Here is a 14263-nt window from a genome sequence, read left to right on the forward strand (position 1 = left end):
TTCAAATTTAATGATGGTCAGGCGGGCTTGTAAACACCAATCAGTTAAGTCGGCGGCAATCAATTAAGCTGAGATGCAAAAAATTCCAAACATTTGTTAAAAAACGTTGAATAATCGTAACGACTAGGGATCTTTTATTGTATGATACCTAATGTTGATATTTTTTGATGGAGGAAAGATTATGAAAACAGCGTTGCAGAAGGTAAGGCGTGGCTTGAACACCAAGCTGGGCTTCTTTCTTCTCACGGTGCTCTTGTTTGCGATTAAGAGTTACTGGGCTTATAAAACCAAGTTCAACTTGGGGATTTCCGACAGTATGCAGCAGTTTTTGCTGGCGTTTAACACCTTGCCTGGGGCTCTGGTCTTTTTAGGCATCGCGCTTTATTTCCGCGGTCGGCTTTCATACTGGCTGATGATCTTAATTAATTTTCTGCTTTCGACCTGGCTGTTTGCCAATATTCTCTATTACCGAGAATTTTCCGACTTTATTACCTTTAACATCATCAAAGGTTCTGGAGCGGCATCAAACAACCTGGGCAAGAGTCTGATGGGTATCATTAAGCCAACCGACTTTTTGGTTTACGCTGATGTGATCATCTTGATCGTTCTGCTGGCTGCGCATTTTATTCGGATTGATATGCGTTACTTTAAGGTTCGCTATGCAATGACGATTACGATGATTGGCTTCGTGCTGTTTGGTGCTAACCTGGCCATGGCAGAAAAGGATCGCCCGCAGCTGTTGACGCGGACTTTTGACAACAACTACATCGTCAAATACTTGGGACTGCAGGCCTATACGATCTATGATGGCGTCAAGACTACCCATAACAGTGCGGTTAAGGCTAAGGCCAACAGCAATGACATCAAGCCAGTCTTGAAGTTCTTAAAGAAAAACTATGCTTCGCCAAATATTGAATATTATGGGCAGGCAAAAGGCAAAAACATCATCATCATCCACTTGGAAAGCTTCCAGCAGTTTATGATCGATTACAAGTGGAAAGGTGAAGAGGTTACGCCAAACTTAAACAAGCTTTACCATGCCAGCGATACGATTTCGTTTGACAACTTCTTCAACCAGGTTGGTCAAGGGAAGACAGCCGATGCAGAATTGATGCTGGAAAACTCGCTGTATGGTCTGCCAGAAGGTTCGGCCATGGTTACTGACGGGACGACCAACACGTTCCAGTCGGCGCCAGCTCTGTTGGAACAAAAGCTGGGCTACACTACGGCCTCATTCCATGGTGACGTGCCTAGTTTCTGGAACCGTGACAATGCCTACAAGAGCTTTGGCTACCAGTACTTCTTTAGCAAGGACTATCTGCCAAAGGTTAAGGATGAGGACATGGGTTATGGGGTCAAAGACAAGCTGTTCTTAAAGGAATCCGCATACTATCTGGAACAGCTGCCACAGCCATTCTATGCTAAGCTGATTACGGTCTCGAACCACTATCCTTACATCATTGACAAGAAAAATACTTCAATCAAGTCATGGAATACCGGTGACAGTACGGTTGATCATTATGTCCAAACAGCTCGCTACCTGGATGAATCAGTTGGCGAACTGCTCAACTACCTGGATTCAACCGGTCTGCGCAAGAATACGATGCTGGTTCTGTATGGTGACCATTATGGAATCTCCAACAACCACAAGGCAGCTATTGCTCAGATCTTGGGTAAGAAGTCAGTTGACAATTATGACTTGGCAATGTTCCAGAAAGTACCGTTCATGATCAACATGGAAGGCTTAAAGGGCGGCGTCAACCATACTTATGGTGGTGAAATCGACGTTCTGCCAACCATTGAGGATCTATTGGGCATCAGTTCCAATAAATACGTTCAGTTTGGTCAAGACCTGCTTTCTAAGAACCGCAACCAGATCGTGCCATTTAGAAATGGTGACTGGGTAACCAACAAGTACACCAAGTACAATGGGGATTACTACTACACCAGCAGCGGCAAGGAGATCAAGTCGCCAACCAAGGCCCAGAAAGCCGAGTTTGCCAAGATTCAAAAGTATGTCACGACGGATCTTGGCCTGTCTGATAAAGTCGTCAATGGCGACCTGCTGCGTTTCTACAAACTGAAAGGCTTTAAGACAGTCAACAAGAAGAGCTACTCGTACACGCTGAAGAATGGCTTGAAACAGCTTAAACAGGCGCAAAAGAAGAGCAAGACCAGCTTGAAGAGTCAAAACAACAACCAATCAACGCTGGATCAATACACGACCGATGCACCTGAATTAAAAGGCGTCACGCTGAAGTTCCCGACTAAATAATCCAAAAGCTCAGTCGCTTAAACGGCTGAGCTTTTTTAATGAGGCACGGCTGATATGCTGGTCTGGACGCAAAACGATGGCTGCAGCAGAACAGATCATTACGATAGGCGCAAATAGCTGTTGCTCTGCTCTGTTTACCAAAAGGCCGCTGCTGGAACAGGGGCGGTACTGTAATGTTAGCTATACCGTGCCAGTAGCGAAAGGATTACGATTTATTTTACACTTGCGAACGTTTTCACACATAGCGATCGTTTGTGATAAAATTAAAAAAGAAATTTGACAAAAAGGATCAAAATAACATGGATGAATGGCTGAATTATGATCGCTTTGATCGTGAAACCTGGCATAGTTTTTTCCCCTATGGCAAAACTTTCTTAACCCAGGAAAACCTTGATGATATTAAATCGCTCAATGACCAGATCTCGCTGGCGGATGTACGTGAGGTCTATCTGCCTTTAATTAAGCTGATCCAATTGCAGTATCAAAACTACTTGCAGATGCAGCTGCAGAAGATGACCTTTTTGCGTAAACCAATGCGGCGAATACCTTATATTATTGGAATTGCTGGTTCAGTGGCAGTCGGCAAGAGTACTTCCGCACGATTGCTACAGATTTTGCTGAAACGCTTGATGCCAGATAAACAGGTTGAGCTGATTACAACTGATGGCTTTATCTATCCCAATCGTGAGTTGGAAAAGCGAGGAATCATGGCGCGCAAGGGATTCCCGGAAAGTTATGATATGGAAAAGCTATTGACCTTTTTAAATGACGTCAATGCCGGCAAGGATTACGTACAGGCACCGATTTATTCGCACAGTGTCTATGATATTGTTCCGGACGAGTACCAGGTAATTGAGAAACCAGACGTCTTAATCGTTGAAGGAATTAACGTCTTGCAACTGCCAACTACGCAGCGAATCTACGTCAGCGACTTTTTTGATTTTGCGATTTATATTGATGCCGAACCCGAATTGATTGAACAATGGTACTTAGAACGATTCGGTATGCTTCTAGATACGGCTTTTCAAGATCCAAGCAATTATTACTATCCTTACACCAAGGGCAATCGTCAACAAGCTTTTGCGATGGCTCGGAAAGTGTGGGATACGGTCGACTTGCCAAATCTGCGCGACTATATCCTGCCAACGCGCAATCGGGCCGATGTGATTCTGCATAAAGCCGAAAATCACCATATTGATCGGATTTATCTGCGAGAAGACTAAGGAACGTTACTCAAGTCATGATGGCAAGTGTCAGCAGTATTGCTTAGTGATGTTGGGATCTTGCTGACAAAGCTTTCTGGCGGGGAATAGCGATGACTTTTTGGAAACCTGGCAATGTGAGACGGTTAAGGTAAGCCGGTCTTGTGAAGAAAATGGTCCCCTAAGCTGCTATGGGGCTTGAAACTACCTACTATTCCTTGATTTTTCGCATAATTTGGTCCAATCAATGCTTAGCAACGACTTTTACGCTCATTGTCAGCTGAATCTACAAGAAAAAGCGCTCCAACAAGCCTGCTTGCTGGGGCGCTGTGTTTTGGTCGGGTATTTTGCGATGCCGCGACTGGTTATCAAGGGCGCGGCCGTAGTAGTCTATTGTGTTTTTGCGTTGCTGTGACTGGATTACTTAAGACTTTTAAAGCTGACGGTAAAATAGATGGTGTCGTCTTTCCAGTTAACGCTTAGGCTGCCTTTGAAGTTTTTGACCAGGTTTTGGGCGATTGAAAGACCAATCCCAAACCCAGATCTTTTTTCATTGATAATACCTAGGCTGGATACCCGTTACTTTAGTGACGGGAGGAAAGCCCCACTCAAGCACCTATTATGGTGCTTCTTTTTTCGCTTTTTTCCTTTCTTAAATTTCACATATAAATATAGTATAATTAAGCTATGAAGAAAGTGAGGTGAACCTAATGCAACAAGCCATTACTATTAAGTGCAAATTAAAGTTACAGTCACCACTTGATGAATCGGCTTTAGCTAAATCCTTAGAGAATTACCGGCAAGCTTGTAATGCAGTTTCTCAGTATATGTTTAACCATAGCTTTGAAATGGCTCAAGCGAAGTTAAACAGGGCGTTGTACCATCAATTGCGAAAAGATTATGGATTAAAAGCGCAAATGGCTCAGTCAGCAATTCGTAATGTCGTTGCTCGTTATCGAACTGTTAAAACACAATTGGCTCAAAAACCTTATCGTTATAACACAGGCAGGCAGGATCAATATGGCAACGATATTTGGGAAAATGAGTCCCGCACTCTAGATTGGCTATGGTATCCGATCAGTTTCAAACGACCTCAATTAGATTTACAACGCAATCGTGATTGGTCACTTAAAGACAATCATGTAATGTCTATCAATACAGTTAATGGTCGTATAAAAGCACCATTTACTTGCCAAGGATTCGATCAATATTTAGACGGTACTTGGCAATTTGGAATGGCTAAGATATTACATGTTGGCAGTAAGTGGTACATGCACATTAGCGCAACCAAAGAACTGCCAGACTACCTAAAAGAACAATCACAACATGTAGTTGGTATTGATCGAGGATTAAGATTCTTGGCAACTGCGTATGATGAGCAAGGGAAAACGTTGTTTTTCCGGGGTCAAGAAGTAATGCGCAAGCGCCGTAAATTTAAACGATTACGCCAACAGCTGCAAAGCAAAGGAACTAAATCAGCCAAGCGCCGATTAAAGAAGATTGGTCAACGAGAGAACCGCTGGATGACTGATGTCAATCATCAGTTGTCAAAGACACTCGTTAACCGTTATGGTGCTGATACTCTCTTTGTTTTGGAAAATCTAGTTAATGTACGATTTGCGACTGAAAAGGTTGCAAAAGCAAAGCGCTATGAACAAGTATCCTGGGCTTTCTATCAGCTAGGCCAATTTTTAACTTATAAGGCTCGTTTAGTCGGGAGCGAAGTAGTTCAAGTTTCAGCTAAATACACGAGCCAACGTTGTCCGAAATGTGGTCGCATCTGGAAAAACAATCGTAACCATCAAGAACATTTGTATGTTTGCGATCGATGCGGGTACAAATCAAATGATGATCGCATTGGCGCCATGAACATTCAACTCCTGGGGACTCAGTATATTAGTGGTAATGAACGTCCATATTTTAGCAAATTAATAACTAATGAGTAAACCTTGTTGGTTAAACGGGTGCTGTCAACCACCCGATGATGTAGCCACAGCAGAAGGAGCACGTTAGTGCGTTACTACTTCTAAGCCGTTAGGCTTGTGAGCTACAAGCCACCGATTTTAATCGGTGGTAGTTGACTGTTATGCGAGGTGTCATTACGGTAGAATCGTTCAAAGAACTTATTGTAGTCAACGTTTTTGCCCTCTGCATAACTGTTACCGACTTTGAGCAGCACGTTTTTGCCATGTTTGTCGGCACTGACGTCAACGAAGATTGTACCATTCTATAAAACGTATTGCTGATATTAATTAATGTTAACTCAAAATCGGTCTTAACTTAAGAAATAAGACTGAAGAATAATTAAAATAAAGTTTAAGAAATTATTCACTTAGCCTCAGTCAGTTTGCATCAACTGAAGCTTGATTAACGATTGCCAGTTCGGATATTAAGCGTTTGCTGACTTAACAGCCGACTGATTTTAAATTAATCGTCCGTAAATATGGTATGAGAATTCTAATTTAATGAAATATGTTAGGCAAACCAGGGCATAAAATCATCTTGAGGATTGACCTTGTTCGGTTTTACCCGTAAAATAGCCTTTAGATTTAAAAACAATGATCTTTTACAAAAGGAGTGGAAACTAAGTGGCTAACGTCAATCTTGATGCATTCGACAAGATCCTTGTGCTCGACTTCGGTAGTCAGTACAACCAGCTGATTACGCGCCGGATTCGTGATTTTGGCATCTATTCCGAATTGCTCTCCCACAAGCTGAGCGCTGAAGAAATCAAAGAGATGCATCCCAAAGGCATCATTTTCTCTGGGGGCCCCAACAGTGTCTATGCAAAAGACGCCTTTAAGGTCGATCCAGAAATCTACAAGCTGGGCATTCCAATTTTAGGGATCTGCTACGGCATGCAGCTGATGTCTTATGATCTGGGCGGCAAAGTTGAGCCGGCCGACGATTCTGAATATGGCCGAGCTGATATTGAAGTTATCGATGACGACGCGGTAATGTTCAAGGGCCTGCCAAAGAAGCAGTATGTCTGGATGAGCCATGGCGATCGCGTCGTTGAGGCACCAGAAGGCTTTAAGGTCGTTGCTACCAGCAAGAACTGCCCAATCTCAGCCATCGCCAACGATGAAAAGAAGCTTTACGGCGTTCAGTTCCATACCGAGGTCCGCAACAGTCAGTATGGTCTGGATATTCTGAAGAAGTTTGCCTTTGACGTTTGTGGGGCAAAAGCGAACTGGTCAATGGACGACTTTATCGACATGCAGGTTGAAAGCATCCGTAAAGAAGTCGGCGACAAAAAGGTTATCCTGGGCCTTTCCGGCGGGGTTGACTCCAGCGTTACGGCTGTTTTGATCCACAAGGCAATTGGCGATCAATTAACCTGCATCTTTGTTGATCACGGCCTGCTGCGCAAGAACGAGGCTGATGAGGTAATGAACGCCTTGAGCCGCGACCTGGGTGTTAAAATCGTCAAGGTTGATGCCGCTGATCGTTTCTTGGGCAAGCTGAAGGGCGTTTCTGATCCAGAACAAAAGCGGAAGATCATTGGCAAGGAATTCGTGGAAGTCTTTAACGAAGAAGCCAAGAAGATGAAGGATGCCGAATACCTGGCCCAAGGTACGCTCTACACCGACGTTATCGAATCCGGGACCGACACGGCGCAAACCATCAAGTCGCATCATAATGTCGGCGGCCTGCCAAAGAAGCTCGGCTTTAAGCTGATCGAGCCATTGCGCAGCCTGTTTAAGGATGAGACTCGTGAACTGGGCGAAAAGCTTGGTATTCCGCATGATCTGGTTTGGCGTCAGCCATTCCCAGGTCCTGGTCTGGGGATTCGGGTCTTGGGCGAGATCACGCCTGAAAAGCTGGAAATCGTGCGGGAAAGTGACGCGATCCTGCGTGAAGAGATCAAGAAGGCTGGTCTGGATGAAGAAATCTGGCAATACTTTACGGTGCTGCCTGGCATTCGTTCCGTCGGCGTAATGGGTGACGGTCGGACCTATGACTACGCGGTTGGTATCCGCGCCGTAACCAGTATCGATGGGATGACGGCTGACTTTGCCAAGATTCCATGGGATGTCTTGCAAAAGATTTCGGTTCGCATCGTAAATGAGGTTGATCACGTTAACCGGATTCTTTACGATGTCACGAGTAAGCCGCCTTCGACAATTGAATGGGAATAGGGATTGATTAAAGAGAAAAGCCGATATAACGGTATTTCTGGTAACCAACCCTAACCAAAATCAAAGCCCCGTGATTCACTAAAACGTGGATCATGGGGCTTTTTCTGTTGACTTTTTAGTAGGGAAGCAGATAAAACGATTCCAAAATTATGGATAAGATCTTATGGCCGGCTCGTCTTTTGAAACGAAATGATCATTGGTTTGGGAATGGTGATGATTAAAAAACATCCTGAACGCCCAAGCTAGCCAGCTCAGCAGTGAAATAACGATTAAGAAATTGAGCCATAATGGAGCAGCATAGCTTAAATAGGCAGTGTTTTGCCCCGGCTGCTGAATGACTGTCGGTGAGCCAACCAAAGAACGCTTAAAACGGGTCAGCTTTTTGCCGTTGATGATCAGCCGCGATTGACGGTAGGTAACGATTGGCAGCTGAATTCTGCCGCTTTTATCAGTCTGCCAAGTCAGCTTTAAGCGCCCATGACTGACAGCTTGGATCTTGATACTTGATTTTTGGTCGACGACTGAAGCGCCATAGCTGTAAGCGGCCTGCATAGCGTCAACGTTGGCTTTGGCAGTGGCCAGATAGTCGGGAACGCGTTTTTGCAGCTGTTTTAAAAATGTTTGGTAGTTGCTGGTATGCATGGCTTTTAAGACGTTTTGCCGGGCCTTTTGATGATGGTTGACTCTGCAATTATAGCTGGAAATTTTGAAACAAATGCGAACGTTGTCGGGCTTTTCGATTAACTTTGACGCAAACTGCCTAACTAAAGGTGTTGGCTGGTTATGCTAAAATGGTTTTAGATCTTTAAGGACAGGTAGATAAAAATGCATAACTTAATTTTTCTGGATGACCTGAATGGCGCGGATTTGGATCCATATGTACGGTTGAATGAAGCCCAGCTGTTTCACGCATTGGAGCCTGACCCGGGACTTTTTATCGCAGAAAGTCCCAAGGTAATCGAGCGGGCCCTGCGCGCTGGCTATCAACCGGCTTCGCTTTTAGTGGAAGAAAAGGCCTTGACGCGTGATTTAGCAGATCTGGATCATGAAATGGCGGCTAATCAGACCAGCGGCTTAGGACAGACGCCAATTTACGTTGCCAATAGCAAACTGCTTCGTCAGCTGCCGGGCTATAATCTTTTGCGGGGCGCACTGGCAGCGATGCATCGCGTCAAGCGTCTGGAGCTGGCTGATTTTTTAGCGACCATGCCGGCTGAGCATCCCCGTATTGCCGTGCTCGAGAGCGTGGTCAATCCAGCCAATATTGGTGCGATTTTCCGGTCAGCGGCGGCGTTGGGCATTGATGGCGTCATCGTGACCAGCGACTCGGCGGATCCTTTTTATCGCCGGTCTTCGCGCGTGGCGATGGGAACCGTTTTTCAAGTACCTTGGACTTATGTTGACGCCAAAACCTGGCAGCATGCTGGTATTGATCTGCTTCATCAAGCTGGCTATCAGACGGCAGCCATGGCATTGCGGCATAATACCGTCAGCATTGACGATCCCAAGCTGACTGCAGTGGACCGCCTGGCGATTATCATGGGTTCAGAAGGTCCAGGACTAAAAGAGGCAACGATCGAGCAAAGCGACTTCACGATCAAGATTCCAATGGCTCCCGGAGTCGATTCTTTAAACGTTGCGGCCGCCTCAGCCCTGGCATTTTGGGAACTGGGCAATCGGGTTGCCGAATAGCAGCATTCAAAAAACGCCCATTCACGAATGGGCGTTTTGAGTTTACAGATCAATAATTTGATAGTCGAATCCTTGAGCTTTGATGAATTTCATCAGATCGGCCGCTGAAAGAAAGATCGTATGCGTATTGATATTGGGATGGAACGTTAATGGAATGTTTTCAGCCAGCATGTCTTGATCAAAGTAGATCTGAATGTTGTGAGCCGTGTTGTTCATAATGCCAAATGGCGAAACGATACCGGCCTCAAGCCCCAGCTGATCTTCAATGTCACTGTCATGAGCCATTGAGATGTGCTTAGTGCCGGTAAGCTCTTGAAACTCCTTAAAGTCCATGCGCTTGGCATCGTCCATGATCACCAGGTAGAAGTTTTTCTTCTTATCCTTTAGAAACATCGATTTGGTGCGGACGCCGATTTTACCAGCGATATAGGCATCGGCTTCTGCAGTGGTCTTAGCGGCGGGATGGTCCACCATTTCGTACTTGATGTCCAGTTTTTGCAGCTCGTCAAGCAGTTCTTGGTAGGCGATTGCAGAACCTTTAGTCATTTGATTCACCTCTTGAATGTTTATTACCATCATAATCAAAGCAAGAAAGCGTTTCAACAAAAAACAGTCACGGTTGAGGACCATGACTGTTTTTCAGTTTAGATGATGTCGATGAATCGCGGCAGTTAGTCAGCCAGCTTACCGACTACTTTCAGCTTGCCCAAGACGCTTTCGCCATGAGGAGCATGAGCAATAGCCGCGGTGGCATCAGTGCCGGCCGTAACGCCATGGTGCTTGCCGCCTTGCCATGCTGACACTTCAGTTACGTCGTAGACCGTGCCTTTAACGGCAACATAGGCCGGCTGACCGTTTTGACCATTGAACTGCTTTAATTCGGCTAAAGTAAATGTTTTTTCCATTTGCTGATTCCTCCTTAATGAGAAAACGATTGTAGCTTGATAACTGAATTGTACAAGAGCTGATGGAAAAAAGCCAAATAACTGCCCTAAATAAATATTAAATTTTGGCAAAGCGACTGATTGGCTGCCAGGCAGCTTTTAAGATCACCCAGGCTAACAGGCCGCCAACAATGGCACTGACTGCAAAGCTGGGGACGAATAAGAAAAGTGATCCCTTGGCACTCATCAGCAAAGCAGCGATTGGATAGGAGACCAGCGCGCCAATCAAACCCGTACCGATCAATTCGCCCAAAGCCGCCAGCCATATCTTGCCAAACCGCTTAAACAGCCAGCTGCTCAGCCAGGCGCCAAAGATGCTGCCGGGATAGGCTAAAAGCGTCCCCGTGCCTAAAAGATTGCGCACGGTTGAGGTCAAAAGCGCCTGCACGACTGCCCATTCCGGCCCCAAGACCACGCCAGCAACAATATTGATCAGACTTTGCGTTGGCGCGCATTTGGCCACGCCAATGGGAAATGAGAACATGCTGCCGCCACAAACGGCCAGTGCTGACAAGACAGCGGTCAGCACCAGCTGATAGGTCCGTTTTTTCATAAGATTCCTCCTAAAAACGTTTTAAAATCATCTCAAACCAATAAAAAAACTCTTTCCCAGTGCCGAGAAAGAGTGCTTAATCATTAATCAAAAGAACGTGACGATGCGGCCACGCCAAATTAAGCTGTCTCCCTCCGCTAGTCCTAACTAGATCAGGTTATGTGGGTATCTCTCAGCCAAATCAATGGCACCCCAGACAGAGTCATTTTATTTCAACTACCATTTAACCACTGCATTGCTGGGATTGACAAGCGGCGATGGCACTAAATTCATTGGTCGTTAGATAAAGTATTTAAGTAATTTTTAAAATAAGGATTGCCTTTTAAGAAAAATTTGGTATTATCTAGTTAATCACTTAAGTAACTAACTAAAACATCTGTTGCTTTTAGTACATTTGTCGCATTCAAACGGATTTTTGAGAAGTAGAAACTGGGGAAGATTATGCAAAAAATAAAACATTGGGTAAAAAATCACCGCAAGACAACGATCGGCACGGCAATCGTTTTGGTTTTGCTGATTGGGATGGGGATCATCAATAAAATCAAGCAGAACAAGGCCGCGCTGTCTTCACGCTATGTCGTTGCCAAGGTTGCCAAAACGACTCCTTTGACGCTGACCGGGACCGTTGCCGCCCAACAGCAGCAGGTCTTGAGTCTGCCATCTGGCAAGGTGCAGTCGATCGGGGTTGCCAACGGACAAAAGGTCAGTGAGGGCGATCCTTTGGTAACGACCTACAGCGAGAGTGCCAATGAAGAACTGACCGATGCCAAGCAGGAACTGGCCAAGGCACAGCGCAACGTAACGGCACAGCAAAACAATGTCAGTGCGGCGCAAAAGGATGCGGCGGCGCAAAGCGAGGATGGCACGGCTTCTGGATCGGCCAGCAGCGTTGCCCAGGCCCAAGCCAGTCTGGCCGATGCGCAAAGCGACGTTACGGCAGCTCAAAATAAGGTCAACACGCTGAGTCAAAAGGTCACCCAGACTTTAACGGCACCATTTGATGGTACGGTCACGGTAGACGACACTAAGCAGGACGCACCGGTAATCACGATCTATTCCAACGATCTGAAGCTTAAGACCAAAGTATCGGAATATAACTACAGCAAGCTTAAAACTGGTCAGGCGATTCATGTGCGGGCACTGGCAACGGGCAAACAGGCCGATACGACGATCAGCTACCTGGCCACGGTGCCGACCACGAACTCGCAAAGCAACGGTGCCAGCTACGAGGTCGATGCCGATCTAAGCAGCAAAGACTTTATGGATGGGCAGACGGTCAAGGCTTCAGTTGCGCAAAACCAGCTGCGAATTCCAAAATCCAGCGTTAAAAATGGGCAGGTCTACGTCGTTAAAAACGGTAAGGCCAAAGCAGTTGCCGTTAGCGGTAAGCGGGTCAATGAATACTTTGAAGTCAAAAGCGGCGTCAAGGCTGGTCAGCAGATCGTTACCAACCCAGACAGCAAGCTGCATAACGGGACCAAGGTGAGCGCTGATGGCAATGATTAGACTGGAACACGTTAACAAGTACTATGGTCAGGGTGCGACTCGATTTCACGTGCTGCATGATATCAATCTGCAGGTTGCGGCCGGTGAACTGATGGCGATTATCGGGGAATCAGGGTCTGGCAAGTCGACCTTGATCAATATCATCGGTTTTTTGGATGATGATTTTGAAGGAAACTATTTTTACAATGACCAGGCGATCCATGACTATACGCGGGCGGATTTTGCCAAGCTGCGCAACCAGCACGTGGGGTTTGTCTTTCAAAACTTTAAGCTGATTCGCGACATCAGTATTGCCGAAAACGTCATTTTGCCCCTGCTGTATGCGGGAGTGGGTCGGCGGCAGGCAAAAAAAACGGCGGCCCGAGTTTTGAGTCGTGTTGGTCTAGGAGGGTATGATGACAAACTGCCCACTGAGCTTTCGGGTGGTCAGCAGCAGCGGGTCTCAATCGCGCGCGCCATCATTGCCAATCCTGATTTCTTGATTGCCGATGAGCCAACGGGGGCTTTGGACACTAAAACCAGTCAGGAAATCATGGACCTGTTTAAGCAGCTCAATCAGACTCAGCATACGACCATCATCATGGTGACGCATGATCCACGGGTTGCCGAACAGTGCGAGCGCGTCGTCAAGATCATTGATGGCCGAATTGTCGACGATCGAAAGGTGGGAGCAAATTGAGAAATGCCGAACTCTTGCGCAGTGCTCTGCAATCGCTAAGAGCCAACCCCAAGCGCAGTTTTCTGACGACGATTGGGATTACGATTGGGATCGCAGCGGTAATTACGATTCTGGCACTGGGAAATGGGGTCAAAAAAAGGCTCAGCGACGAGTTTAATACGACTCAAAACGGCGAGCAGTATACCTATCTTTACTTTACGCCCAACGATTCGCAGTCAGCTGCTTCCGGATTTACCGAAACGGACTTAAACGCGATTGAGGAACGATTTGGCGCTAAGGTGAAAAAAGCCGCAATCTCGCATGAAACCAACAATGCTTCCGTCTCGCCGCTGGTTGGCAATGAGCGGGTCAACAACGCCACGATTTCACTGCTTAAGCGGCCAACCAGCAAGATTTCCATTATAGCGGGCCGCAATCTTACGACCAATGAGCTTTTGACTGAAGAACCGGTTATTCTGATGAAAGAGTCGCTGGCTAAAAAGCAGTATCAGACGGTTCAAAATGCAGTCGGCACTTCAGTTTCGATTGGGGATCACGACTATCGCGTGGTCGGGGTGTATCGCTCACAGGCCAACACCTATAATGACAACAAGTACGGCGCAGATCTGATTGGCGGTACCAAGCTGTTTTATTCGGGGACTACGGCGACAACCGGCTATGGCATTAAGCTGACCTTTTATCAAGGCGCCAATGCCGGCAAGGTTACCAAAAAGATCAAGAAATACATGGAAAAGAAGGGAACCAGCGCTCACGATGGTACCTACATGGCAGTCGATGCCGGCGCGGAACTGACCAAAGTCAACAACATGATTACCGGTTTGACGGCCTTTATCAGTGCCATTGCGGGGATCTCGCTGTTTATCGCTGGGATTGGGGTCATGAACATGATGTACATCTCGGTTTCGGAGCGAACGCAGGAAATCGGGATTCGGCTGGCCGTTGGGGCCGCGCCGCAAAACGTGATGGCCCAGTTCTTGTTAGAAGCCATCGTCTTAACGGTCGGCGGCGGGTTGCTGGGCTTTGTCATCGGCTGGCTGCTGGCGGGCATAATCAGTAATTTCATGCCTTACCACATTCATGCCGTCATAACCTTGAATTCGTTCCTGTTGGCATTTGGGGTCTCAGCTTCAGTCGGGATCATCTTTGGGATCTTGCCGGCTAAACAGGCTGCCAACAAAAACCTGATCGAGATTCTGCGTTAGTCAATTTTCATTGAAAAGCGGCAGTTTAAAGAAACCATTAAAGGCACGTTGTCAAGCTTGAACTTGAA

General features: G+C 46.3%; 13 protein-coding genes, 1 pseudogene and 1 riboswitch. Of the genes and pseudogenes, 9 read left to right on the forward strand and 5 right to left on the reverse strand.

Going from position 1 to position 14263, the window contains the following annotated elements; translation table 11 throughout:
* Window positions 1–181 precede the first annotated feature (181 nt).
* Window positions 182–2275, forward strand: a complete 2094-nt coding sequence (locus tag FC47_RS01070) for an LTA synthase family protein (RefSeq protein ID WP_039946001.1) — start codon at window positions 182–184, stop codon at window positions 2273–2275.
* Window positions 2276–2574: 299 nt separating this feature from the next.
* On the forward strand, window positions 2575–3498 hold the full coding sequence (coaA, locus tag FC47_RS01075; protein ID WP_056967576.1) for a type I pantothenate kinase: 924 nt from the start codon (window positions 2575–2577) through the stop codon (window positions 3496–3498).
* A gap of 399 nt (window positions 3499–3897) precedes the next feature.
* Here coaA and FC47_RS10845 read toward each other — a convergent pair.
* Window positions 3898–4032, reverse strand: a pseudogene (locus FC47_RS10845) (ATP-binding protein); the annotation flags it as partial.
* A gap of 155 nt (window positions 4033–4187) precedes the next feature.
* Here FC47_RS10845 and FC47_RS01080 point away from each other — a divergent pair.
* From FC47_RS01080 to guaA, 3 genes are all read left to right on the forward strand, one after another.
* Window positions 4188–5423: an RNA-guided endonuclease TnpB family protein gene (locus tag FC47_RS01080; protein ID WP_056967577.1), complete on the forward strand. Its 1236-nt coding sequence runs from the start codon at window positions 4188–4190 to the stop codon at window positions 5421–5423.
* 140 nt (window positions 5424–5563) lie between these two features.
* Window positions 5564–5710, forward strand: coding sequence for a hypothetical protein (locus tag FC47_RS10850; protein ID WP_155519125.1), 147 nt, complete (start codon window positions 5564–5566; stop codon window positions 5708–5710).
* 355 nt (window positions 5711–6065) lie between these two features.
* Complete coding sequence (guaA, locus tag FC47_RS01085; RefSeq protein ID WP_056967578.1) at window positions 6066–7619, forward strand: glutamine-hydrolyzing GMP synthase; 1554 nt, start codon at window positions 6066–6068, stop codon at window positions 7617–7619.
* 147 nt (window positions 7620–7766) lie between these two features.
* Here guaA and FC47_RS01090 read toward each other — a convergent pair whose 3' ends face one another.
* On the reverse strand, window positions 7767–8261 hold the full coding sequence (locus tag FC47_RS01090; RefSeq protein ID WP_056967579.1) for a hypothetical protein: 495 nt from the start codon (window positions 8259–8261) through the stop codon (window positions 7767–7769).
* A gap of 183 nt (window positions 8262–8444) precedes the next feature.
* Here FC47_RS01090 and FC47_RS01095 point away from each other — a divergent pair, with 183 nt between their 5' ends.
* Complete coding sequence (locus tag FC47_RS01095) at window positions 8445–9311, forward strand: TrmH family RNA methyltransferase (RefSeq protein WP_033934716.1); 867 nt, start codon at window positions 8445–8447, stop codon at window positions 9309–9311.
* 42 nt (window positions 9312–9353) lie between these two features.
* Here FC47_RS01095 and FC47_RS01100 read toward each other — a convergent pair whose 3' ends face one another.
* The 3 genes from FC47_RS01100 to thiW all read right to left on the reverse strand — a co-directional run bounded on the left by FC47_RS01100 (window position 9354) and on the right by thiW (window position 10808).
* Complete coding sequence (locus FC47_RS01100; protein WP_081036714.1) at window positions 9354–9857, reverse strand: prolyl-tRNA synthetase associated domain-containing protein; 504 nt, start codon at window positions 9855–9857, stop codon at window positions 9354–9356.
* Window positions 9858–9982: 125 nt separating this feature from the next.
* The gene (locus FC47_RS01105; RefSeq protein WP_006500721.1) at window positions 9983–10216 is read right to left on the reverse strand and encodes a cytochrome b5 domain-containing protein; all 234 of its coding nucleotides are present in this window, start codon (window positions 10214–10216) and stop codon (window positions 9983–9985) included.
* Between the two features lie 97 nt (window positions 10217–10313).
* On the reverse strand, window positions 10314–10808 hold the full coding sequence (thiW, locus tag FC47_RS01110) for an energy coupling factor transporter S component ThiW (RefSeq protein ID WP_006500720.1): 495 nt from the start codon (window positions 10806–10808) through the stop codon (window positions 10314–10316).
* Window positions 10809–10920: 112 nt separating this feature from the next.
* Window positions 10921–11013: riboswitch (TPP riboswitch) on the reverse strand.
* Between the two features lie 236 nt (window positions 11014–11249).
* Between thiW and FC47_RS01115 the strand changes: the two genes are divergently transcribed.
* The 3 genes from FC47_RS01115 to FC47_RS01125 are packed head-to-tail and all read left to right on the forward strand — an operon-like array spanning window position 11250 to window position 14195.
* Complete coding sequence (locus FC47_RS01115; RefSeq protein ID WP_006500719.1) at window positions 11250–12314, forward strand: efflux RND transporter periplasmic adaptor subunit; 1065 nt, start codon at window positions 11250–11252, stop codon at window positions 12312–12314.
* Window positions 12307–12993 carry an ABC transporter ATP-binding protein gene (locus FC47_RS01120; RefSeq protein WP_033934777.1) on the forward strand — a complete coding sequence of 229 codons (687 nt, stop codon included), beginning with the start codon at window positions 12307–12309 and terminating at the stop codon, window positions 12991–12993. The genes FC47_RS01115 and FC47_RS01120 overlap by 8 nt, the downstream gene beginning before the upstream one ends.
* Window positions 12990–14195 carry an ABC transporter permease gene (locus tag FC47_RS01125; RefSeq protein ID WP_033934713.1) on the forward strand — a complete coding sequence of 402 codons (1206 nt, stop codon included), beginning with the start codon at window positions 12990–12992 and terminating at the stop codon, window positions 14193–14195. Before FC47_RS01120 ends, FC47_RS01125 begins: the two co-directional genes overlap by 4 nt.
* The last annotated feature ends 68 nt before the right edge of the window (window positions 14196–14263 follow it).

Source organism: Limosilactobacillus mucosae DSM 13345 (genome assembly GCF_001436025.1).
GTDB classification, from domain to species: Bacteria; Bacillota; Bacilli; order Lactobacillales; family Lactobacillaceae; genus Limosilactobacillus; species Limosilactobacillus mucosae.

Bases quoted from the DNA above. Each gene is read 5' to 3' on its own strand.
- FC47_RS01070 (WP_039946001.1), top strand. From the start codon at position 182: ATGAAAACAGCGTTGCAGAAGGTAAGGCGTGGCTTGAACACCAAGCTG.
- coaA (WP_056967576.1), top strand. From the start codon at position 2,575: ATGGATGAATGGCTGAATTATGATCGCTTTGATCGTGAAACCTGGCAT.
- FC47_RS01080 (WP_056967577.1), top strand. From the start codon at position 4,188: ATGCAACAAGCCATTACTATTAAGTGCAAATTAAAGTTACAGTCACCA.
- FC47_RS10850 (WP_155519125.1), top strand. From the start codon at position 5,564: ATGCGAGGTGTCATTACGGTAGAATCGTTCAAAGAACTTATTGTAGTC.
- FC47_RS01090 (WP_056967579.1), bottom strand. From the start codon at position 8,261: ATGCATACCAGCAACTACCAAACATTTTTAAAACAGCTGCAAAAACGC.
- FC47_RS01095 (WP_033934716.1), top strand. From the start codon at position 8,445: ATGCATAACTTAATTTTTCTGGATGACCTGAATGGCGCGGATTTGGAT.
- FC47_RS01100 (WP_081036714.1), bottom strand. From the start codon at position 9,857: ATGACTAAAGGTTCTGCAATCGCCTACCAAGAACTGCTTGACGAGCTG.
- FC47_RS01105 (WP_006500721.1), bottom strand. From the start codon at position 10,216: ATGGAAAAAACATTTACTTTAGCCGAATTAAAGCAGTTCAATGGTCAA.
- thiW (WP_006500720.1), bottom strand. From the start codon at position 10,808: ATGAAAAAACGGACCTATCAGCTGGTGCTGACCGCTGTCTTGTCAGCA.
- FC47_RS01115 (WP_006500719.1), top strand. From the start codon at position 11,250: ATGCAAAAAATAAAACATTGGGTAAAAAATCACCGCAAGACAACGATC.
- FC47_RS01120 (WP_033934777.1), top strand. From the start codon at position 12,307: ATGATTAGACTGGAACACGTTAACAAGTACTATGGTCAGGGTGCGACT.